The sequence below is a fragment of the Sphingomonas sp. CCH9-F2 genome (genome assembly GCF_001556735.1).
Classification (GTDB): domain Bacteria; phylum Pseudomonadota; class Alphaproteobacteria; order Sphingomonadales; family Sphingomonadaceae; genus Sphingomonas; species Sphingomonas ginsenosidimutans.
In genome coordinates, this window is record NZ_LSJO01000049.1 from 1 (window position 1) to 20,261 (window position 20,261).

Sequence of the window (20,261 nt, forward strand, 5' to 3'; positions counted from 1 at the left end):
GCGCCGGCGCCGGACGCGTCGTCCTCGACCGCCAGCGGCTCGATCGTGATCTCCATGTCGTCCATGACGAACAGGAACACGTCCTCGATCGCGTCGTGCGAGATATCGCCGACCAGCGTGCAGTCCCAGCCGATCACGCAGTGGTTGGGAACCAGATCGGCCAGCGGCGGCACCGCGTCGGTGCGCGCGACGATCGTGGCGTCGCCCAGCGCGCGCAGTTCGTCGAGCAGCGCCAGCGGGTTGGTGCCGTTCGCCATCGCATCGACCGGCAGGCGGAACGACAGTTTCCAGCCCTTCTTCGTCGGTGCGGCCGGGGCAGGGGCAGGGGCACTGCCGCCGCCCGCCGCGGCGTCTACCGCGGCGGCGAGCCGCGCGAGAATCGCCTGGCCCGCGGCCTCCGGCGCGTCGCCTTCGACCAGCGCGCGCATATGGTCGCCCGCGGACAGGATGACGTCGACCAGATCGGGGGTCGCGCGGACATCGCCCTTGCGGACGCGGTCGAACGCGGTTTCGCAATGGTGGGTGAAGCCCGCCAGGGCATCGAACCCGAACATCGCGCCCGAACCCTTCAGCGTGTGGAGCCCGCGGAACACCGCATTGACCAGGCCCATGTCGCCCAGGTTGTCGCGCAGGTCGAGCAGGCCCTGTTCGACCTGTTCGAGAAGCTCGCCCGCCTCGATGCGGAAGGCTGCTGTGGGATCCTCGCTCACCGTGCCAGCACCTTCTGCGCGACGCGGATCAGCTGTTCGGCCTGGAACGGCTTCACCAGCCAGCCGGTGGCGCCCGCGGCCTTGGCCTGCGCCTTCATGGCATCGTCCGACTCGGTGGTCAGGAAGATGATCGGGATGCCGGCCTGTGCGGGCTGCTGGCGCAGCGCTCGGATCATCTCCAGCCCGTCCATGTTCGGCATGTTCAGATCGGTGACGATCAGGTCGAACCGCTGCGCGGTGGCCTTTGCCAGGCCTTCGACGCCATCGGACGCCTCGGTGACGGCATAGCCCGCGCCCGACAGGGCGATCCGGATCGCCATGCGCAGGCTCGCGCTGTCATCGACGGTAAGGATGGAAGCGGTCATTGCGCAGTGTCTCCGTGGAACCAGAAGTGACGGTCATCGTCAGAAAGGGCGGTGAGGAAGCCGGCGCGCTCCAGCAGCGCGGCGACGGTCGCGTTCGCGGGCGCGGTGAGCGCGAAATCGCACTGCGCGCCGGCGGCGGTGGCGCGCGCCGCCTCCACGACTTGCAGCACGCTGAGGTCCGGCGCGACGGCGGCGGACAGGTCCAGCCGGACCGGTGCGCCGCTGTTCAGCGCGTCCGTCAGGTCGGCGGCAAGCGTACCGATGGTCGGAAGGCACAGGTCCTCCGCCGCGGTCACCGTAGTGATCGACATGTTCGACAATCCTTCGATGTGACTTGACCCCGCGGTGATCGCCGCGAAGCCGAAGCCCGTTCCATCCGCCGCGCCCCCCGCGCGACGGTCGATCGAGTTGGCGCCGGCGCAGCCGGCCTTCCCGTGACGATGGCCGATCAAGCGGCTATGCCCTGCCCCCTCCTGACCACTCGATGTTCGGTGGAGGTGCAGGGGTCGGGATACCCTGGCTCCACCGTTCGGCTCGTGCATCCGGGATAGGGAATTGTGGTAACAGAGCGGTTGTCGCCGGGTACGTATTAATACGTGTCGGGGTTGGCGGTTCACCCCATGCTCAGCCGCTGTACCGCCTGATATCGATCTATTAGACTTTAGGCTAAGGGTGGTGAACGGAGCGACAAATCCGCGGTTTCGGCGCTGTTCCGTGAGCCGCTGAGGCGAATCCGGGCCATACGGCCGGGCGGCGATGTCGATCGATTGCGAGACGCCCGCGTTCACCACTCGCGTTCATCATGACCGGCAACGTCCATTGCTGATTCGCGAAGCGGGAGGTTGGCGGACTGGCGGTTGCGTCCCCCGGTCTTCGCGCATAGGCGTCGCCGCGCCCCCTTGTCGGGCGGCCGGGCGATCACGCCCGCCATCGTCATCAACCGGATCGAGCGAGTGAGCGGCATCCCCCACATCCTAACCCTGTCCTGCCCGGACCAGCCGGGGATCGTCTCGCGCGTGACGGGCGTGCTGTTCGAGGCCGGCGGCAACATCCGCGAGGCCGCGCAGTTCGAGGATGCCGAGACCGGGCGCTTCTTCATGCGCGTGTTGTTCACGCTGCCGGAAGAGGCGCTGGTGCCGTTGACCGGACGGTTCGGCGCGGTGGCGGATCACGGCGACATGACCTGGGCGATCAGGCGCGCCGACGCACCGCGCCGGGTGCTGATCCTGGTGTCGAAATTCGACCATTGCCTGGCCGACCTTCTCTACCGCCACCGGATCGGGGAACTGGCGATGGAGGTGGCGGGCGTCATCTCCAACCATCCGCGTGAAGCGCTCGAGGGGCTGGAGCTGGGCCACATCCCGTTCCATCACCTGCCGGTGACGCCCGAGACGAAGCCCGCGCAGGAAGCGCGCATCAAGGCGATCGTCACGCAAAGCGGTGCCGAACTGATCGTGCTGGCGCGCTACATGCAAATCCTGTCGGACGATCTGGCGGCGTTCCTGTCGGGCCGGTGCATTAATATCCACCACAGCTTCCTGCCCGGCTTCAAGGGGGCCAAGCCCTATCATCAGGCCCATGCGCGCGGCGTGAAGATGATCGGCGCGACCGCCCATTACGTCACCGCCGATCTGGATGAGGGGCCGATCATCGCACAGGACGTGGAGCCGGTGACCCATGCGGATTCGCCCGAGACGCTGGTGCGCAAGGGCCGTGACATCGAACGGCGCGTGCTGGCGCGCGCGGTCCGCTATCACCTGGCCGACCGCGTACTGTTGAACGGCGCCAAGACGGTGGTGTTCACCGACTGACGGAACCGACGGAAAGCGCTTCGCGTTTTGCCCGCACGGGGGAAAGGCGCGCCCGCGCCGTGCGCCCCCGCGACATGGGGTGAAATGAGCAGCGAGACGCCGGAAACGCCGCAAGGCGGCGCACCACCCCATCTGAAGCGCGGCGCCAATCCCGACATGGCGGACGACAGCAATGCGATCTTCTTCGCCGCGGTGAAGACCACGCGGATGCCGATGATCGTCACCGACCCGAACCGTCCCGACAATCCGATCGTGTTCGCCAACCCGGCCTTCATGACGTTGACCGGTTATGGCTGGGATGAGCTGGTCGGGCACAATTGCCGGCTGTTGCAGGGGCCGGACACCGACCCGGAAACGATCGACGAGGTGCGGCAGGCGGTGGCCGGCCGGCGCGAGACGTCGGTGGAGATACTGAACTACAAGAAGAACGGTGCCGCGTTCTGGAACGCGCTGTTCATCTCGCCGGTCTATGACGCTGACGACAATCTGATCTACTTCTTTGCGTCGCAGCTGGACGTCACGCGCCGCCGCGACGCCGAGGATGCGCTGCGCCAGGCGCAGAAGATGGAGGCGGTGGGCCAGCTGACCGGCGGCGTGGCGCATGATTTCAACAACCTGCTGACCGTCATCCAGGGGTTCAGCGACGTGGTGCTCAACAATCTGGAGCATGGCGAGGCGTTCGACCGGAAGAAGGCGGCGCGGTCGATGCGCGCGGTGCTGCAGGCCGCGGAGCGCGGCGCGACGCTGACGCAGCAGTTGCTGGCGTTTTCGCGCAAGCAGAAATTGCAGGGGCGGATCGTCAATCTGGTGGACTTGATCGACGAGCTTCGGCCGTTGATCGAGCGGACCGCCGGCGGCACCGTGCGGGTCGAGATCGAGCATCGCGGGGCGACGTGCAACGCGCGGATCGACCCGACACAGGCCGAACTGGCGATCATGAACATCCTGCTGAACGCGCGCGATGCGATGCCCGACGGCGGCGTCGTCACGATCGGCGTCGACGGGGTGACGGTGTGCGCCGGCGACGAAGGGTTCGGGGAGATGTCGCCCGGCGAATATGTGATGGTCACCGTCACCGATCGGGGCAGCGGGATGTCGCCCGAGGTGCTGCAGCGCGTAACCGAGCCGTTCTTCACGACCAAGGATCAGGGGAAGGGAACCGGGTTGGGGCTGTCGATGGTCTACGGTTTCATGAAACAGTCGGGCGGGACGCTGCGCATCGAATCGATCGAGGGCGAGGGGACGTCCGTGCGCATGCTGTTCCCGTGCGAGGATGCGAAGGTCGATCCACGCGGATCGCAGCCCGCCCGCGGCCTTGCGGACAAGCGCGGCAACGAGACGATCCTGGTGGTGGAGGATCAGCCCGATGTCGGGGATTACGCCGAAGCGGTACTGACCGAATTCGGCTATACCGTGCTGCGCGCGAACGACGCCGACGAGGCGCTGGCGCTGCTGGACGGAAAGCCGCATGTCGACCTGCTGTTCAGCGACCTCATCATGCCCGGCGGGATCAACGGCGTCATGCTGGCGCGCGAGGTGCGCCGGCGGCGCCCGCGGATGCGGGTGCTGCTGACCACCGGTTACGCCGAATCCTCGATCGAGCGCGTCGATGCGCGCGGTGCCGAATTCGACCTGATCCAGAAACCGTACAAGCGCGCCGAACTGGCGTCGAAGGTGCGGCTGGTCATCGACGGCCCTACGGGCGTTGCCTGAGCCGTGATCGCTCCATCTGGGTTGCTGATCGAGATTGCCGAAGCCGGATCGGTCACCTAGATGAGACACGCTTTGGACCGTAAGCCGCTCGATCCCTTTCCCATTTCGCCGTTCGTGCCGGCGCCTGAGGTGCAGGCGGCGATCGACCGTTTTCGTCGGCGGTTGAGCGCGCGCGACCCGCTGGCGGTGGCGATGGAGGTGTCGCCGGTGGCGATGGTGGTGGCGGACCCGTCGTTGCCGGACATCCCGCTCATCTATGTCAACGAGGCGTTCGCGCGGCTGACCGGTTTCGCGGCGGTGGAGGTGCTGGGCCGCAACTGCCGGTTCATGCAGGGGCCGCTGACCGAGGAGGCGGATGTCGGCGCGTTGCGCGACGCGATCGTCCGGCGCGAGCGGATCGAGATCGACCTGCTCAACCACCGCCGCGACGGGACGCCGTTCTGGAACCGGCTGGCGATCGCCCCCGTGCCGGGCGATGACGGCGCGGTGCGCTATTTCGTCGCGTCGCAGATGGACGTGACGATCGAGCGGCACCAGTTGCAGCAACTGGAACACGATCGCGAGACGCTGGCCGCGGAGGTCGCGCGGCGTGAGGCCGATCTGGCGGAACAGGACAGCAAACTGCGACTGGCGCTGGAGGCGGGGGGTCTGGGCACGTGGTCGCTGGCGCTGCCCGAACGCCGGCTGACCGCGTCGCCCAGTTGCAAGCGCAATTTCGGGCGATCCCCCGACGCACCGTTCGATTATGACGAGTTCGGGCGATCGCTGCATCCGGAGGATGCCGCGCGCGTGGCCGCGGCGATCCAGAATACGCTGGAACATGACGTTCCCTATCATCTCGACTATCGCATCCTGACGCCGGCCGGCGAGCAGCGATGGATCACCGTCAAGGGCGAGGTGCAGCGCCGCGCCGACGGCAGCCCGTTGGCACTGACCGGGTTTTCGATCGACATTACCGATCGCAAGTTCGCCGAGGCGCATCGCGAGGTGCTGGCGCGTGAACTGACCCATCGGGTCAAGAACACGCTCGCCACCGTCAACGCGGTGGTGATGCAGACGCTGCGCGATGCGGCGTCGCTGGGCGAGGCGACCGCGACCATCTCCGGCCGGATCGCCAGCCTGGGCGAAGCGCATGAACTACTGATCCAGGACGAGGTGGAGGGCGCGGCGATCGGCGATATCGTCGACCGGGCGCTGATCCCGTTCAAGGACCGCGGCGGACAACGGTTCCGGGTCGCGGGGCCAGCGGTGCGGCTGTCGCCTGATATCACGCTGGCGCTGTCGATGGCGCTACATGAACTGGCGACCAACGCGATCAAATATGGCGCGCTGTCGGTGCCGAGCGGGACCGTCTCGGTCGAATGGTCGATCGAGGGGGAGGGGGCCGACCGCCGATTGCTATTCGCCTGGACCGAGCGTGGCGGACCTCCGGTCACCGCCCCGGTGCGCACGGGGTTCGGCACGCGGATGATCGAGCGGGTGCTGGGGCGGCACGTGCGCGGCGACACGGCGATCCGCTACGAGCCGGACGGCGTGCGCTTCGCGATCGAGGCGGTGATCTGACCCAACGCCCCGTCGTGCAAACGGGGCGATCGAACCGGAACGGCACGAATTCCGGTGCCGAACGGTGTATAAGCTCTCGACCATGTGCCATGTCCTTCTAATCGAAGACGATTGGCTGCTGGCCGATCATATGATGCAGCTGCTCGAGGCCGCGGGCGCGACATCGGTCGTGCTGGTCGATGGTGAGGAGGAAGCCGTGCGTGCCGCGATGGTGCGGCGACCGGCGGTGATCGTGTCCGACGTGTCGTTGCGACAGGGGCATGGCCCCGCCGCGGTCCTGCGGATCGTCGGTGACGACGCGCAGGTGCGGGCGATGTTCGTGACCGGGGAGCCTGCCGCGGGGCGCCCGGGCGACCCGCGCTGGCCGGTGCTGACCAAGCCGGTCGCCGACGAGGTGTTCGTCGCGACGTTCCGCAGCATCGCGCCGATCGTATAGCACGAACGAACGCTACCGGCGGATCGGGTGGCGCTGGGCCAGCAGGTTGCGGATCGTGGTGGCGGCGACGCCTGCCTCGCCCATCGCGTGGCTGATCTGGTCCAGCCCCTTCACCACGTCTCCGGCCGCGAACAGGCCGGGGACGGTGGTGCGCTGGTGATCGTCCACCACCAGGCAGCCGTCCTGTGTCGCCCGCGCGCCCGCGTCGATCGCGAGCCGCGAGCGGATCCGGCTGCCCAGCGCCGGATAGACGCTATCGAACGCCATCCGACCGCGCGCGGTATCGAGCGCGAGCGTGTCGCCTTCGATCGCATAGCCGCCGCACGGGCCGTCGACCCGCACGATCCCGGCATCGTCGAGCGCCGTCGCGCAGCCATCGTCGAGAAGGTGCTCCGCGTCCGGCGCGATCAGCGTGACGTCGCGGGTGAAGCCGCGCAGGAACAGCGCCTCGCGCATCCCATGGTCGCCGGTGCCGATCACCGCGACGCGCCGGTCGGTTACCTCATAGCCGTCGCACACCGGGCAATAGCGCAGCAGCCCGCGCGCCAGCGCCGCGTCATGCACATCGGGGGCCAGGCCACGCGGGCGGTGGTTGACCACGCCCGTCGCCAGCAGCACCGTGCGCGCGGTGTGGCGGCCGTGATCGGTCGTCACGATGAAACCGTCGCCATCGGGGGCGAGGCCGATCACCTTCACCGGCTCGCATCGCGTGCCGTAGCGCTCCGCCTGGTCGCGCATCCGCGCCAGCAGTTCGGTGCCGGCGATCCCCTCCGGAAAACCGGCGTGGTTGCGCGTGCACGGGATCATCGCCGCGCGGCTGGAGCCGCTGTCGAACAGCCGGACGGATAGATGGTAGCGCCCGAGGTAGATCGCTGCGGTCAAGCCCGCCGGCCCCGCGCCGATAATGATGCAATCGTCCATTCGGCTTGCGATCCCTGGAATTTGTATATACATAACGTATATACGGGAGGCCCGCTATGGGTAACGAATATCGCGCGAAGGTGTTCAAATCCGGCAACTCGGTCGCGCTGCGCCTTCCCAAGGCGCTGGGGTTCAGCGAAGGTGACGACGTGATCGTCGTCCCGCACGACGACGGTTCATTCAGCCTTTGGCGGAGCGAGGAGGGCGCCGACGTGCTGCTGAGCCTTTACGGCAGTGTGTCGGAAGGGTTCATGGCCGACGGGCGCGGCGACATCGAGCAGATGCCGCGAGACTGGTCGGCGGGCGATGGTGACGCGGCGGCGGCATGACGGGCTATCTGCTGGATACCAACGCCTGTATCGATTTCCTCGTCGGGCGCAGCGATCCGCTGGCGCGACGGATGGGGCAGGCATTCGGGCGGCTGCACGTGTCTGCCATCACGGCAGGTGAATTGCGGGTGGGAAACCGCCGATCGACCGATCCTGTGCGCGACGCGAAACGGGTCGCCACCTTTCTGGCGGCGATCGGGATCCTTTCCTTCGATGCCGAAGCGGCGGTCGCCTATGCCGAGATGGCGCAGGCGATCGGGATGCGACGCGGGATTGTCGACCGGCTGATCGCCGCGCAGGCGCTGTCCACCCGGATGACGCTGGTCACCAACAACGAACCGGACTTCACCGGCATCCCCGGGCTCGCCATCGAAAACTGGACGCTATGACCTTCCGCTCGACTGTATTGACGCTCTACCCGGAGATGTTTCCCGGCCCGCTCGGCACTTCGCTGGCGGGGCGGGCGCTGCGTGAGGGGCGCTGGTCGCTCGATGCGGTCAACATCCGCGATTTCACCACCGACCGGCATCGCACCGTGGACGATACTCCGGCGGGCGGCGGCGCCGGGATGGTGCTGCGCGCGGATATCGTGGCGCGGGCGGTCGATGCCCATGCCGACGGCCGCCCGATCGTGGCGATGACGCCGCGCGGGGCGCCGCTGACGCAGGCGCGGGTCCGCGATCTGGCGGCGGGACCGGGCGCGGTGGTGCTGTGCGGCCGGTTCGAGGGCTTCGACGAACGATTGTTCGACGCGCGCCCGATCGAACAGCTGTCGATCGGCGACTACATCCTGTCGGGCGGGGAGATGGCGGCGCTGGTGCTGCTGGACGCTTGCGTTCGGCTGCTTCCCGGCGTAATGGGCGCGGCTTCGAGCGGAGTCGAGGAAAGCTTCGAAAGCGGCCTCCTCGAATATCCGCACTATACCCGACCTGTCGAATGGGAAGGGCGCACGATCCCCGAAGTGCTGCGATCGGGGGATCATGCGAGGATCGCAGGCTGGCGCCAGGCGCAGGCCGAGATCGATACACGGCTACGGCGGCCGGACCTTTGGGAGCGTCATGAGGGCGCTCGGGTCGGCTCGCCCTCTGGCGCGCGGCGACGGACTGAGGACGATTGACATGAACCTGATCCAGACGCTCGAAGCCGAGCAGATCGCCAAGTTCAACGAGACGAAGAAGATCCCCGAATTCCGCCCGGGCGACACCCTGAAGGTCGGCGTGAAGGTGGTCGAAGGCGACCGGACCCGCGTCCAGAACTACGAGGGCGTGTGCATCGCGCGGGCGAACAAGGGCATGGGTTCGTCGTTCACCGTGCGCAAGATCAGCTTCGGCGAGGGCGTGGAGCGCGTGTTCCCGCTGTATTCGCCGAACATCGATTCGATCGAGGTGGTGCGCAAGGGTGCGGTGCGTCGTGCCAAGCTGTATTACCTGCGCGGTCGTACCGGCAAGTCGGCGCGTATCGCCGAGCGCCGCGACAACCGTCCGGCGGCGGTCGCCGCCGAGTAATCGGTACGGCATCTCCGGTTCCACGAAGGGGCGTGGCGGGCAACCGTCGCGCCCCTTTTCGCATCGTGCGCGTATGTTGCCGAGCGGGGGGCATTGCGCCTACGGACGAGGCAAGGCGCGCCGGGGTCTGCGGCGCGGACGGGAGACGTGCATGTGGCGGTTCGGCGTAGCGATGACGGCGGTGGCGATGGTGGGCGCCATGTCCGCTGAGGCGCAGGCGCCCGCGGGAACGCCGCCGGCCGGGACGGCCGCGGCCCGCACCCCGCTGTCGCTGGAACGGGTGTTCTCCAGCCCGGACCTGGCGGGTACGCAGCCGCAGTCGCTGAAGCTGTCGCCCGACGGCACGCTGCTGACGTCGGTGCGCAACCGCCCGGACGAGCGGCAGCGGTTCGACCTGTGGGCGCTCGACACGCGCACCGGTGCGGAGCGGATGCTGGTGGACTCGCGCAAGGCGGGCAGCGGCGCGGAACTGTCCGAAGCCGCGAAGATGCAGCGCGAGCGCGACCGGTCGCTGACCGGCAAGACCGGCATCCTGCAATATGACTGGTCGCCGGACGGGCGCACCATCCTGGTCCCGATCGACGGCGAGTTGTATCTGGCCGCGCTGGACGGATCGATCGCGAAGCTGCCGGGGACCAACGGCGCGCTGAATCCGACCGTCAGCCCGAAGGGCCACCATATCGGCTTCGTCAGCGGGCAGAACCTGTTCGTCCAGCCGCTGGGCACCGGCGGCGCGGCGCGCCAACTGACCAAGGGGGGCGGGGGCACCGTCCACTGGGGCGAGGCCGAGTTCGTTGCGCAGGAGGAAATGGACCGGCGCGCCGGTTACTGGTGGTCGCCCGACGAACGCTATCTGGCGGTCGAACGCTTCGACGAGGCGCCAGTGAAGGTGTTCACCCGCGCCGCGATCGGCGCCAGCGGGACCAGCATCTATCAACAGCGTTATCCGGCCGCGGGCACGCCGAACGTTGCGGTGGAACTGCACATCCTGCGCAGCGACGGATCCGGCGGGGTGAAGGTGGACTTGGGCAGCGACCCCGACATCTATGTCGCGCGCGTCGACTGGCTGCCGGACGGCTCGGCGCTGCTGGTGCAGCGACAAAACCGCGCGCAGACCCGGCTCGACATGCTGCGCGTCGATCCTGCCACGGGCGCGTCGCGTGTGCTGTTCACCGAGGAGGCGGGCGCCAAGAGCTGGATCAACCTGACCAACGCCTATCGCGCGCTGCGCGACGGCAGCCTGTTGTGGCGGTCGGAGCGCGACGGCTTCGGGCATCTGTGGCGTTTCCGGGACGGGCGCTGGACGCAGCTGACCAAGGGACCGTGGGTGGTGTCCGACCTGGTCGGCGTGGACGAGAAGGCGGGGCGCGCGTTCTTCACCGCGAACAAGGACGACCTGCTGGAACAGCAGCTCTACGCCATCGACCTGAAGACGCGGGCGATCACGCGGCTGACCGAGCGCGGATGGTGGAACGAGGCGACCGCCGACCCCGCTGGCACGCGCTTCATCATCAAGCGGTCTAACCCCGACCAGCCGTCCCAGCATTATCTGGCGGACGCCAGCGGCAAGCGGCTGCGCTGGATCAACGAGAACCGGGTCGAGGGCGACCACCCCTATGCCCCGTACATCGCGGGCCAGCGGCCGATCGAATTCGGAACGGTGAAGGCCGACGACGGCACGGTGCTGCATTGGGAGATGATCACCCCACCGCTGGTGCCGGGCAAACGCTATCCGGTGTTCTTCCAGCATTATGGCGGCCCGCACACGCAGGAGGTGAAGCGCGACTGGCACGCCCCGCTGATCCGCCACATCGTCGATCAGGGCTACATCTTCTTCCGGCTCGACAACCGCGGCAGCGACCATCGCGGCGTCGCGTTCGAGCGGGCGATCTGGCACGCGATGGGCGGCGTGGAGGTGCGCGATCAGCTGGCCGGCGCGCAATATCTGAAGACGCTGCCGTTCGTCGATCCGGCGCGGATCGCGACCTATGGCTGGTCGTACGGCGGCTATATGTCGCTGAAGATGATCGAGGCCGATCCGGGCGCCTATGCCGCCGCGATCGCGGGCGCGCCGGTCACCGACTGGCGCCTGTACGACACGCATTACACCGAACGCTACATGGGCGATCCGCGCACCGATGCCGCCGCCTATGACGCATCGCGTGCGGTGATCGACCCGCTGCGCATCACGACGCCCTTGCTGCTGATGCACGGCATGGCGGACGACAACGTCTTCCTGCAGAATTCGACCGAGGTGGCGGCGCGGTTGCAGGCCGCGGACGTGCCGTTTGAGATGATGTTCTACCCCGGCAAGACCCATGGTGCGGTGCGCGACATCCACGTGTGGACGACGATCGAGCGCTTCCTGGCCACGCATGTCGTCGCCGGACCGAAGTAGACCGCGCTGGCTTTTCGGAAATTGCAGGGGTAGGGCGCCCGCGCGAAACATTTGAACGGCGCCGCGAGCGGCGTGTGGAAGGACGGGTTATGGGTTACCGGGTGGTGGTGGCAGGGGCCACGGGCAATGTCGGCCGCGAGATGGTCAACATCCTGGCGGAGCGGCAGTTTCCGGCGGACGAGATCGCGGTGCTCGCCTCCTCGCGCTCGACCGGCGACCAGATCGAATATGGCGACACCGGCAAAATGCTGACGGTGAAGAACATCGAGCATTTCGATCCCGCCGGCTGGGACATGGCGCTGTTCGCGATCGGCAGCGAGGCGACCAAGGTCTATGCGCCGAAGTTCGCGGCCGCCGGATGTACCGTGATCGACAATTCGTCGCTGTACCGCATGGACCCCGACGTGCCGCTGATCGTGCCCGAGGTGAATGCCGAGGCGATCGACGGCTACACCGCGAAGAACATCATCGCGAACCCCAATTGCTCGACGGCGCAGATGGTCGTCGCGCTGAAGCCGCTGCACGATGCCGCGACGATCAAGCGCGTGGTGGTGGCGACGTACCAGTCGGTGTCGGGCGCGGGCAAGATCGGCATGGACGAACTGTTCGAGCAGAGCCGCAACATCTTCGTCGGCGACCCGGCCGAACCGAAGAAGTTCACCAAGCAGATCGCGTTCAACGTGATCCCGCACATCGACAGCTTCCTGGAGGACGGCTCCACCAAGGAAGAATGGAAGATGGTGGTGGAAACCAAGAAGATTCTTGACCCGAAGATCAAGGTGACCGCCACGTGCGTGCGCGTGCCGGTGTTCGTCGGCCATTCCGAGGCGCTGAACATCGAGTTCGAGAACGAAATCGACGCCGAGACCGCCAAGACGATCCTGCGCGAGGCGCCCGGCGTGATGCTGGTCGACAAGCATGAGGACGGCGGATACGTCACCCCGATCGAAAGCGCGGGCGACGATGCGACCTATGTCAGCCGCGTGCGCGATGACCCCACCGTCGACAACGGCCTGTCGCTGTGGTGCGTCAGCGACAATCTGCGCAAGGGCGCGGCGCTGAACGCGGTGCAGATCGCCGAACTGCTCGGCCGCCGCCACCTGAAGAAGGACGGCTGATCCGTGCGATCCGTCGCCGGCCGCAGAAGCCGGCGACGGACAGTCATTCCGCGTGGATGACCTCCATTTTGCCCTTCGGCCGGGTGAGCAGGAACACCAGCGGCACGACCGCGATCGAAATCCACGCCATCAGGTAGAAATCGTCGATATAGGCGATCATCGCCGCCTGCTGGTTCACCATCGCGTCGGCGAACGACATGGCGGCATCGCCGATCGGCTGGAACCGCCCGATCAGCGAGGCGCCCGGCAGCGTGGCGTCGGTGATGTGCGCGGCCAGATCGGCGTGGCTGGTCTGGATGTTGCGCGCCAGCAGCACCGTCACCATCGAGATGCCCGCCGACTGGCCGATCGACCGCGTGAGATTGAGGATGCTGGCCCCGTCGGTGCGATAGCGCCCGTCGAGCGTTGCGAAGGCGAGCGCGTTGAGCGGCATGAACACCAGCCCCATGCCCAGCCCCTGGACGAAGCCGGAGACGACCACCGGCCAGTAATCCATCTCCAGCGAATAGCCCGCCATCATCCGCAGCGACGCCGCGAAGGTGATGAGGCCGACGACGATCAGGATACGCGCATCGATGCGCCCCATCACCTGCGCGCCCAGCCACATCGTGGCCAGCACGCCGACGCCGCGCGGCGCCATCATCATGCCGGTATCGACCACCGGATAGCCGAACAACTGCTGCAGCATCGGGGGCAGCAGCGCCATCGGCGCCATGGTCGAAATGCCGATCACGACCATGAACAGCATCCCCATCACCAGATTGCGGTTGCGGAACAGCTGCCGGTCGAACAGCGGCTTCTTCGCGGTTGCCAGATGGATCACCGCCAGCCACGCGAAGGCCGCGGCGCACAGCGCCTCCACGATGATTTCCCAGCTGTCGAACCAATCCTCGGTCTGGCCGCGGTCGAGCATCAACTGGAAGGCGGCGACCGCGATCCCGACATAGGCGAAGCCCATGAAATCGAACGATCGCCGCGCCTTCGGCCGCGACGGCAGCAGGAACCACAGGATCGCGAAGGTCAGCGCACCGACCGGCACGTTGACGTAGAAGACCCAGCGCCAGTTGTAATTCTCGGTCAGGAAACCGCCGATCACCGGCCCCATGATCGGGCCGACCATGACCCCCATGCCCCACACGCTCATCGCCTTCGCGGAGCGTTCGGGCGGGTTGATGTCGAGCATCGCGGTCTGCGACAGCGGGTTGATGAACGCCGCGGCGATCCCCTGGATCACCCGGAACAGCACCATTTCCGGCAAGCTGGTGGCGATGCCGCACAGCATCGAGGCGACGACGAAGCCGGCGACCGCGATCAGGAACAGGTTGCGGCTGCCGAGCCGGTCGGACAGCCAGCCCGTCGCCGGCAGCGCGATCGCGGTCGCGACGATATAGCTGGTCAGAACCCAGGTGACGGTGTCGACCGTCGCGCCCAGCGACGTCTGCATATGCGGCAGCGCGACGTTGGCGATGGTGGTGTCGAGGATCTGCATGACCATCGCGCCCATCACGCCCACGGTCAGCAGCCCGCGATTGGTAGTCGGCAGCAACGCCTTGCCGGGCGCCGGCGCAGCAGGGGACGCCGCGGCGGTGGCCATCAGTGCACGTTGACGCGCACGTCGGCGGACAGGCCCGCGATCATCGCGCGCGGCGGGGTGCCGTCGATCGCGATGCGGACGGGCACGCGCTGCGTCACCTTGACCCAATTGCCGTTGGCGTTCTGTGCCGGCAGGATCGAGAATTCGGAACCGGTGCCGGCGCCGATCGACTGGACATGCCCCTTCACCTCAAGCCCGCGATAGGCGTCGAAGCTGATCGCCGCAGGCTGGCCGACGCGCAGGTGGTCGAGGTCGGTTTCCTTGAAGTTCGCCTCGACATAGGGCTGCGACGCGGCGACCAGCGTCAGCGCGGGAACCCCGGTGGGGGTGATGTTGCCGACCTGCAACCGCGAGGTCTGGCTGACGATGCCGTCATGCGGCGCGCGCACGACGGTGCGTGCCAGATCGAGCGCGGCCTTTTCGCGGCGTGCGCGGGCGACCTGGATCGCGGCGGGCAGGCTGCTGCCGTCCATCCCGCTCGACACCTGCTGACGCGCGCGGGCGGCGTCGGCCTGTGCCGCGGCGATCCGTGCCTGCGCGGCGGCGACCTGCTGCGTGGCGGCATCTACCGATGCGCGGGTGGTGAAGCCGCGCTCCATCAGCGCGCGCTGGCGCTGATAGGTGGCCTGCGCCAGCGTCAGGTCGGCGCGTGCGCCGGCCAGCGATGCGGCGGCGCCGCCGCTGTCGGTCGCCTTGGTGGAGACGTCGACGCGCGCCTCCGCCAGCGCGGCATCCGCCTGGAGCAGCGCGATGCGATAGGGTTCGGGGTCGATGCGGAACAGCACGTCGCCCGCGCGTACGCGCTGGTTCTCACGCACGTTGACCGCGACGATCCGCCCGCTGACGTCCGGGCTGATCGAAGTCATGTCCTGCTGCACATAGGCATTGTCGGTGCTGACGTAGCGACCCGACGTCATCCACATCCACCCGCCCACCAGGACCAGCAGCAACGGCACGCTGATCATCAGGGCCAGTCGTCCCCAGCGGCGGCGCGGAGCTGGTTCGGGCGGCAGCGCGGCAGCGACGTCCGCGGGCGTTTCAGCGGGGGACGCGGTCACGTCGTCGGACGTGTCGCGGCGCGGATCGGCGTCAGCCATGGGCGGTTTCCTGCGTCGGGCCTTGTTGCATGTTGAGGCGCATCCGTTCGAGCACGGCGGTGGCCTGTTCCTGGTCGGCGGAAGGGATGCCGTCGAGCAATCGCAGCGACAGTTCGTCACCCAGTACCATCAACTGGTCGATCACCTGTCGCGATTTGGGCGTCAGATACAGGTGCCATGCGCGCCGGTCGGAGGGCGCGCGGCGACGCTCGACCAGTTCAGCCTCCTCCAGCCGGTCGATCATCCGGCACAGAGTTATCGGCTCAACCTCCAGCCGGTCGGCGAGTGCACCCTGATGGATGCCCTCCACCCGGTTCAGCGCGGTCAGCACGCGCCATTGCGGGCGCGTCACGCCGATCGCGCGTGCACTTTCGTCAAACCGCCGCCGCACGAGCCGTGCGACATCGCCGATCAGGAAGCCGAGAGGATCACTCATGCCGGCGCATATAATAAGCACCCTCATAGAATGGAAGGGCTACCGTAACGATCGCGCGAGGATGACATTCGGGCCGAAAGGCGATAGTCCCCCTTCATCGCGGCCGCGTACCGGCAGCAGGAAGGACGATCGTGACCCAAGCCGCGCCGGAACCCCAATTTTTCAATAGCTTCGATGGTGAACGTATCGCGTGGCGCGAGATCGGGGAGGGGCGCCCGGTGGTGCTGATCCACGGCTATTTCTCCGACGCGCGGACCAACTGGATCCGCTATGGTCACGCGGCGGCGATCGCGGCAGAGGGGTTCCGGGTCGTCATGCCGGATCTGCGCGCGCATGGCGACAGTGCCCGGCCGCACGATCCCGCGGCCTATCCGCCCGACGCACTGGCGTGCGACAATCTCGCACTGGTCACTCATCTGGGGCTGACCGATTACGATCTGGGCGGTTATTCGCTGGGCGCGCGGACGACGTCGCGAATGCTGGCCAGCGGGGCGACGCCGCGCCGGGTGGTCTTTTCCGGCATGGGGCTGGACGGCCTAGTCAATGCAGAACGGCGCGCCGGCCATTTCCGCAACATCCTGACGCGCCTGGGCGAGCATTCGCGCGGGTCGCCGGAATGGATGGCGGAGGCGTTCCTGAAGACCACGGGGGGCGACCCCGTCGCGTTGCTGGGCGTGATCGACACGTTCGTCAGTACGCCGCGCGAACAGGTCGCAGGGTTCGACCGGCCGACGTTGGTCGTCAACGGCGTGGACGATGACGACAACGGTTCCGCCGCCGATCTGGCGGCGTTGCTGCCCGATGCAACCTATGTCGAGGTGCCGGGCAACCATATGAGCGCGGTGACCAAGCCCGAACTGGGCGCGGCGATCGCGGCGTTCCTTGCGGGGTGAACCGCGCCGCCCGCTGGACGGGCGGCGCGACACCTTTGCGGATCAATTGGTGTCCGGCACCGTGTTTTCGTCGGCAATACCGGCGGCGAACGACTTCGATGAGTCGGTGCCGTCCGGCTGATGCGCGCCGCCGTCGGGAGCGGGCAGGGCCGGCGCCTTGGGTGTCGAACTGCGCAACGACAACAATGCCGCGGTAGCGGCCGCGCCGATCGCGGCGACGCCGCCGGCGATCGCGGCGACGCCCCACTTGCCGCCCACTGCGCTGGACGCGCCGCCGGCCCGCTTGGCGCCGCGCTTCGCCGTGCGCTTCGCGGGTGCCGTGCGGGTCGTCTTCTTGCGGGTTGCGCCGGTCGAGCGGGTGGTCGACGCCTTGGCCGGGCGAGCCGCGTCCTTCGCCGTTTCACCGGCCGTCGTGGCAGCGGCGCGCTGGCGCGCGGCGCGCTTGGGCGCAGCGGCGGGCTTGGTCCGACGACTGTCGGTCGCAGCGCCCTTGGTCGGGGCGGACGCCGTGGCGTTGCGCGCGGTGCGGCGGCGCGGCGCGGGCTTCGAGGTAGCGGGGGCCGCGCCGGTGGTGTCGTTCGTGTCGTCGGCCATGAGGACATACTCCCTGATGAATGGATCGCCTCCGTAACGCACGGCCCCCGTCAGGTTTCCAGCCCATCCGGCTGCGAGCGATGCGGATCAGCGGAACGGCGGCTCGTTGAAGGCGCGCAGCTTGCGGCTGTGCAGCTTCTCGCCTTCGCGGCGCAACTCCTCGCACGTCTCGATACCGATGCGCATATGCTCGCTGATCGCGCGTTCGTAGAAGCGATTGGCCTGTCCGGGCAGCTTCAGTTCGCCATGCAGCGGCTTGTCCGACACGCACAGTAACGTGCCATAGGGAACGCGGAAGCGATAACCCTGCGCCGCGATCGTCGCCGACTCCATGTCGATCCCGACCGCGCGGCTGAGCGAGAAGCGCAGCGCCGAGCGCGAATAGCGCAATTCCCAGTTGCGGTCGTCGGTGGTGACGATCGTACCGGTGCGCAGCCGTCGCTTCAGCTCCTCGCCCGACTGGCCCGACACCGTTTCCGCCGCGCGTGCCAGCGCCTGCTGTACCTCCGCGATCGCGGGGACGGGGATTTCGGGGGGCAGCATGTCGTCCAGCACATGGTCGTCGCGCAGATAGGCGTGCGCGAGGACATAATCGCCGATCCGCTGCGACGGGCGCAGGCCGCCGCAATGGCCGATCATCAGCCACGCTTCGGGGCGCATCACCGCCAGATGGTCGCAGATCGTCTTCGCGTTCGACGGGCCGACGCCGATGTTGACGAGGGTGATCCCGGTATTGTCCTCGGCGATCAGGTGATAGGCCGGCATCTGCAACCGGCGCCACGAACTGTCGTCGAGGATCGCCGGATCGTCGCCTTCGCGAAACATCACGCCGCCTGGCCCCGACAGCGCGACGAAGCGGCTGCCATTGCCGACCTGCGTCGTCGCCCAGCGGACGAATTCGTCGACGTAGCGATGGTAGTTGGTGAACAGCACGTAGCGCTGCACATGTTCGGGCGGCGTGCCGGTATAGTGACGCAGGCGGGCGAGGCTGAAATCGGTGCGCAGCCCGTCGAACAGCGCCAGCGGGCGCGTGCCGTCGATCGACATCCACAGGCCATCGGCGATCTCGTCGCCGATATGCGCCAGCTCGGTGGTGGGGAACCAGCGCGCCAGTTCGGCGACCGACACACTGTCGAGGCTGAGCGCATGGCCCGGATCGATGACATAGGGATACGGGATTTCCTGCTTCCCCGGCACCGCCTCGACCGTGACGTCGTAATCCTCGATCAGCAGCGTCAGCTGTTCGACCAGATAGTCGGCGAAGAACGCCGGCTTCGTCACGCTGATGCGATAGTCGCCCGGCGTCACCAGCCGTCCGAACGAGCGCAGCGGGGTGGGGCGCCCGTCACCGCCCGCGAAACGCACGCGGATTTCGGGATAGGCGAACGATCCGTCGCGCCGTGCGTCCGCCGGCGGGGTGGTGCCGTCAGCGATATAGGCGGAGATGGCGGCCTTCAGCCGGTCGACGGATGCGGAATAGAGCCGGTCGAGTTCGGCGACGATTTCGTGTGCGGTCATCGCAGGGAGCTACATGCGCCATGTGACGGTGGCAAGACGCGCACACCGGCGGTCGATGGCGGAGGATGAGGGTAGCGGAAGGACGCGGCGGCGCGCCCTTCCGCCGCAGGGTCAGAGCGTGCCGAGCAGATGATCGGCGGAGCTGACCTTGAACTCGCCCGGCGCCTCGACGTGCAACTGCTCGACGACGCCGTCGTTGACGACCATCGCGTACCGCTGGCTGCGCTTGCCCATGCCGAATTTCGATCCGTCCATGTCGAGACCCAGCGCGGTCGCGAAATCGCCGTTGCCGTCGGCCAGCATCGTGACGCCGGCGGCATTGCCCTGTTTGGCCCAGGCGCCGAGCACGAACGGATCGTTGACCGACGTGCAGACGATCTCGTCCACGCCCTTAGCCTTCAGATCGGCGGCCTTTTCGACATAGCCGGGCAGGTGCTTGGCCGAGCAGGTGGGCGTGAAGGCGCCCGGCACGGCAAACAGCGCGACCTTGCGCCCCTTGAAATAGGTGGCCGCGTCGACCGGCTCGAACCCGTCGGGCGTCAGCTTGGTCAGCGTGGCGGAAGGCAGCGTGTCGCCGACGTTGATGGTCATGGTCCGTCTCCTGTTCGCGAGCGAGAATGCGCTGCGTCCGTGTTGCAGCGCGATGGGACGATTTCAAGCTTTGGAAACCCGGACGGTCCCGGTTACGTTCGTCCTGTCATGAAGCAGAGCATCTTTCTGACCGGCCAGTTCCTGCTGGCGATGCCGGGGATCGGCGACGCGCGCTTCGACCGGTCGGTCATCGCGATGTGCAGCCATGATGAACGCGGCGCGCTGGGCATCGGGGTCGGTTCGACGATCAACGGACTGGGGCTGCACGACGTGCTACAACAGCTGGAGATCGCGCCGGGCGTGGCGCCCGATGCGTCCGTCCATTTCGGCGGGCCGGTGGAGACGCGGCGCGGCTTCGTCCTCCATTCGGCGGACTGGGGCTGCCAAGACACGTTGGACGTGGCGGGTAAATGGCGCCTGTCGGGCACGCTGGACGTGCTGCGCGCGATCGCGGCGGGGGCGGGGCCGTCGCGCTGGCTGGTGGCGCTGGGCTATGCCGGCTGGGGCGCGGGGCAGCTGGATGCGGAGATGACGCGCCACGGCTGGCTCAACGTCGAAGACGGCGCGGAGGACATGCTGTTCGATACCCCCGTGACGGATCGCTGGGCGCGTGGCTTTGCCGTTGCCGGCGTCGACCCGCGTCTGCTGTCGGTCGAGGCGGGACATTCC

The 20,261-nt window shown here is 67.7% G+C and carries 22 protein-coding genes; 12 read left to right on the forward strand and 10 right to left on the reverse strand.

Annotated features, from left to right (window positions below):
• From AX685_RS01260 to AX685_RS01270, 3 genes are all read right to left on the reverse strand, one after another.
• A partial coding sequence (locus AX685_RS01260; RefSeq protein WP_197418437.1) for an Hpt domain-containing protein occupies positions 1 to 710 on the reverse strand: 710 nt, incomplete at its 3' end.
• Positions 707 to 1,075, reverse strand: coding sequence for a response regulator (locus AX685_RS01265; protein WP_066484511.1), 369 nt, complete (start codon positions 1,073 to 1,075; stop codon positions 707 to 709). The genes AX685_RS01265 and AX685_RS01260, both read right to left, overlap by 4 nt.
• Positions 1,072 to 1,386: an STAS domain-containing protein gene (locus AX685_RS01270; RefSeq protein ID WP_082740403.1), complete on the reverse strand. Its 315-nt coding sequence runs from the start codon at positions 1,384 to 1,386 to the stop codon at positions 1,072 to 1,074. The genes AX685_RS01265 and AX685_RS01270 overlap by 4 nt, the downstream gene beginning before the upstream one ends.
• A 642-nt stretch (positions 1,387 to 2,028) precedes the next feature.
• Between AX685_RS01270 and purU the strand changes: the two genes are divergently transcribed.
• From purU to AX685_RS01290, 4 genes are all read left to right on the forward strand, one after another.
• Positions 2,029 to 2,886 (forward strand): formyltetrahydrofolate deformylase, encoded by an 858-nt coding sequence (gene purU, locus AX685_RS01275; RefSeq protein ID WP_066484550.1) that lies wholly within the window; start codon positions 2,029 to 2,031, stop codon positions 2,884 to 2,886.
• 84 nt (positions 2,887 to 2,970) lie between these two features.
• Positions 2,971 to 4,599, forward strand: coding sequence for a histidine kinase famiy protein (locus AX685_RS01280; protein ID WP_066484513.1), 1,629 nt, complete (start codon positions 2,971 to 2,973; stop codon positions 4,597 to 4,599).
• Positions 4,600 to 4,671: 72 nt separating this feature from the next.
• Positions 4,672 to 6,162: an HWE histidine kinase domain-containing protein gene (locus AX685_RS01285; protein WP_066484516.1), complete on the forward strand. Its 1,491-nt coding sequence runs from the start codon at positions 4,672 to 4,674 to the stop codon at positions 6,160 to 6,162.
• Between the two features lie 82 nt (positions 6,163 to 6,244).
• The gene (locus tag AX685_RS01290) at positions 6,245 to 6,598 is read left to right on the forward strand and encodes a response regulator (protein WP_269450446.1); all 354 of its coding nucleotides are present in this window, start codon (positions 6,245 to 6,247) and stop codon (positions 6,596 to 6,598) included.
• 12 nt (positions 6,599 to 6,610) lie between these two features.
• Here AX685_RS01290 and AX685_RS01295 read toward each other — a convergent pair whose 3' ends face one another.
• A complete protein-coding gene (locus AX685_RS01295) occupies positions 6,611 to 7,519 on the reverse strand; it encodes an NAD(P)/FAD-dependent oxidoreductase (protein ID WP_066484519.1) in 909 nt (302 codons plus the stop codon).
• 56 nt (positions 7,520 to 7,575) lie between these two features.
• On the opposite strand from AX685_RS01295, the gene AX685_RS01300 reads away from it, so the two are divergent.
• From AX685_RS01300 to AX685_RS01325, 6 genes are all read left to right on the forward strand, one after another.
• A complete protein-coding gene (locus tag AX685_RS01300; RefSeq protein ID WP_066484521.1) occupies positions 7,576 to 7,848 on the forward strand; it encodes an antitoxin in 273 nt (90 codons plus the stop codon).
• Entirely contained in the window at positions 7,845 to 8,237 is a 393-nt protein-coding gene (locus AX685_RS01305) for a type II toxin-antitoxin system VapC family toxin (RefSeq protein WP_066484523.1), read from the forward strand. Before AX685_RS01300 ends, AX685_RS01305 begins: the two co-directional genes overlap by 4 nt.
• Positions 8,234 to 8,965 carry a tRNA (guanosine(37)-N1)-methyltransferase TrmD gene (gene trmD / locus AX685_RS01310; protein ID WP_066484526.1) on the forward strand — a complete coding sequence of 244 codons (732 nt, stop codon included), beginning with the start codon at positions 8,234 to 8,236 and terminating at the stop codon, positions 8,963 to 8,965. Before AX685_RS01305 ends, trmD begins: the two co-directional genes overlap by 4 nt.
• 1 nt (position 8,966) lies before the next feature.
• Positions 8,967 to 9,353, forward strand: a complete 387-nt coding sequence (rplS, locus tag AX685_RS01315; protein WP_066484528.1) for a 50S ribosomal protein L19 — start codon at positions 8,967 to 8,969, stop codon at positions 9,351 to 9,353.
• A 151-nt stretch (positions 9,354 to 9,504) separates the two neighbouring features.
• Complete coding sequence (locus AX685_RS01320) at positions 9,505 to 11,751, forward strand: DPP IV N-terminal domain-containing protein (RefSeq protein WP_420542558.1); 2,247 nt, start codon at positions 9,505 to 9,507, stop codon at positions 11,749 to 11,751.
• 89 nt (positions 11,752 to 11,840) lie between these two features.
• A complete protein-coding gene (locus AX685_RS01325) occupies positions 11,841 to 12,869 on the forward strand; it encodes an aspartate-semialdehyde dehydrogenase (RefSeq protein WP_066484529.1) in 1,029 nt (342 codons plus the stop codon).
• 43 nt (positions 12,870 to 12,912) lie between these two features.
• Here the strand turns inward: AX685_RS01325 and AX685_RS01330 are convergent, their stop codons facing one another.
• Genes AX685_RS01330 through AX685_RS01340 form a run of 3 tightly spaced genes read right to left on the reverse strand, consistent with a single transcriptional unit; the run spans position 12,913 to position 15,996 of the window.
• Positions 12,913 to 14,463: a DHA2 family efflux MFS transporter permease subunit gene (locus AX685_RS01330; protein WP_066484531.1), complete on the reverse strand. Its 1,551-nt coding sequence runs from the start codon at positions 14,461 to 14,463 to the stop codon at positions 12,913 to 12,915.
• Entirely contained in the window at positions 14,463 to 15,560 is a 1,098-nt protein-coding gene (locus AX685_RS01335; RefSeq protein ID WP_066484533.1) for an HlyD family secretion protein, read from the reverse strand. Before AX685_RS01335 ends, AX685_RS01330 begins: the two co-directional genes overlap by 1 nt.
• A complete protein-coding gene (locus AX685_RS01340) occupies positions 15,553 to 15,996 on the reverse strand; it encodes a MarR family winged helix-turn-helix transcriptional regulator (RefSeq protein WP_066484535.1) in 444 nt (147 codons plus the stop codon). The genes AX685_RS01335 and AX685_RS01340 overlap by 8 nt, the downstream gene beginning before the upstream one ends.
• 131 nt (positions 15,997 to 16,127) lie before the next feature.
• On the opposite strand from AX685_RS01340, the gene AX685_RS01345 reads away from it, so the two are divergent.
• Positions 16,128 to 16,889, forward strand: a complete 762-nt coding sequence (locus tag AX685_RS01345; RefSeq protein WP_066484542.1) for an alpha/beta fold hydrolase — start codon at positions 16,128 to 16,130, stop codon at positions 16,887 to 16,889.
• Positions 16,890 to 16,931: 42 nt separating this feature from the next.
• On the opposite strand, the gene AX685_RS01350 is transcribed toward AX685_RS01345, so the two are convergent.
• The 3 genes from AX685_RS01350 to AX685_RS01360 form a co-directional block, all read right to left on the reverse strand.
• Complete coding sequence (locus tag AX685_RS01350; protein WP_156445592.1) at positions 16,932 to 17,483, reverse strand: hypothetical protein; 552 nt, start codon at positions 17,481 to 17,483, stop codon at positions 16,932 to 16,934.
• An 87-nt stretch (positions 17,484 to 17,570) separates the two neighbouring features.
• Positions 17,571 to 19,001 (reverse strand): AMP nucleosidase, encoded by a 1,431-nt coding sequence (locus AX685_RS01355; RefSeq protein ID WP_066484545.1) that lies wholly within the window; start codon positions 18,999 to 19,001, stop codon positions 17,571 to 17,573.
• A gap of 111 nt (positions 19,002 to 19,112) precedes the next feature.
• Positions 19,113 to 19,592 (reverse strand): peroxiredoxin, encoded by a 480-nt coding sequence (locus tag AX685_RS01360; protein ID WP_066484547.1) that lies wholly within the window; start codon positions 19,590 to 19,592, stop codon positions 19,113 to 19,115.
• Positions 19,593 to 19,700: 108 nt separating this feature from the next.
• Between AX685_RS01360 and AX685_RS01365 the strand changes: the two genes are divergently transcribed.
• Positions 19,701 to 20,261 (forward strand): YqgE/AlgH family protein (locus tag AX685_RS01365; protein WP_070321883.1); only part of this gene is annotated, 561 nt, incomplete at its 3' end.

What these genes read in the sequence shown, in the direction of transcription:
- AX685_RS01265 (WP_066484511.1), bottom strand. Translation starts at nt 1,075, where the DNA reads ATGACCGCTTCCATCCTTACCGTCGATGACAGCGCGAGCCTGCGCATG.
- AX685_RS01270 (WP_082740403.1), bottom strand. Translation starts at nt 1,386, where the DNA reads ATGTCGATCACTACGGTGACCGCGGCGGAGGACCTGTGCCTTCCGACC.
- AX685_RS01280 (WP_066484513.1), top strand. Translation starts at nt 2,971, where the DNA reads ATGAGCAGCGAGACGCCGGAAACGCCGCAAGGCGGCGCACCACCCCAT.
- AX685_RS01290 (WP_269450446.1), top strand. Translation starts at nt 6,245, where the DNA reads ATGTGCCATGTCCTTCTAATCGAAGACGATTGGCTGCTGGCCGATCAT.
- AX685_RS01295 (WP_066484519.1), bottom strand. Translation starts at nt 7,519, where the DNA reads ATGGACGATTGCATCATTATCGGCGCGGGGCCGGCGGGCTTGACCGCA.
- AX685_RS01300 (WP_066484521.1), top strand. Translation starts at nt 7,576, where the DNA reads ATGGGTAACGAATATCGCGCGAAGGTGTTCAAATCCGGCAACTCGGTC.
- AX685_RS01305 (WP_066484523.1), top strand. Translation starts at nt 7,845, where the DNA reads ATGACGGGCTATCTGCTGGATACCAACGCCTGTATCGATTTCCTCGTC.
- trmD (WP_066484526.1), top strand. Translation starts at nt 8,234, where the DNA reads ATGACCTTCCGCTCGACTGTATTGACGCTCTACCCGGAGATGTTTCCC.
- rplS (WP_066484528.1), top strand. Translation starts at nt 8,967, where the DNA reads ATGAACCTGATCCAGACGCTCGAAGCCGAGCAGATCGCCAAGTTCAAC.
- AX685_RS01320 (WP_420542558.1), top strand. Translation starts at nt 9,505, where the DNA reads ATGTGGCGGTTCGGCGTAGCGATGACGGCGGTGGCGATGGTGGGCGCC.
- AX685_RS01325 (WP_066484529.1), top strand. Translation starts at nt 11,841, where the DNA reads ATGGGTTACCGGGTGGTGGTGGCAGGGGCCACGGGCAATGTCGGCCGC.
- AX685_RS01330 (WP_066484531.1), bottom strand. Translation starts at nt 14,463, where the DNA reads ATGGCCACCGCCGCGGCGTCCCCTGCTGCGCCGGCGCCCGGCAAGGCG.
- AX685_RS01335 (WP_066484533.1), bottom strand. Translation starts at nt 15,560, where the DNA reads ATGGCTGACGCCGATCCGCGCCGCGACACGTCCGACGACGTGACCGCG.
- AX685_RS01340 (WP_066484535.1), bottom strand. Translation starts at nt 15,996, where the DNA reads ATGAGTGATCCTCTCGGCTTCCTGATCGGCGATGTCGCACGGCTCGTG.
- AX685_RS01350 (WP_156445592.1), bottom strand. Translation starts at nt 17,483, where the DNA reads ATGGCCGACGACACGAACGACACCACCGGCGCGGCCCCCGCTACCTCG.
- AX685_RS01355 (WP_066484545.1), bottom strand. Translation starts at nt 19,001, where the DNA reads ATGACCGCACACGAAATCGTCGCCGAACTCGACCGGCTCTATTCCGCA.
- AX685_RS01360 (WP_066484547.1), bottom strand. Translation starts at nt 19,592, where the DNA reads ATGACCATCAACGTCGGCGACACGCTGCCTTCCGCCACGCTGACCAAG.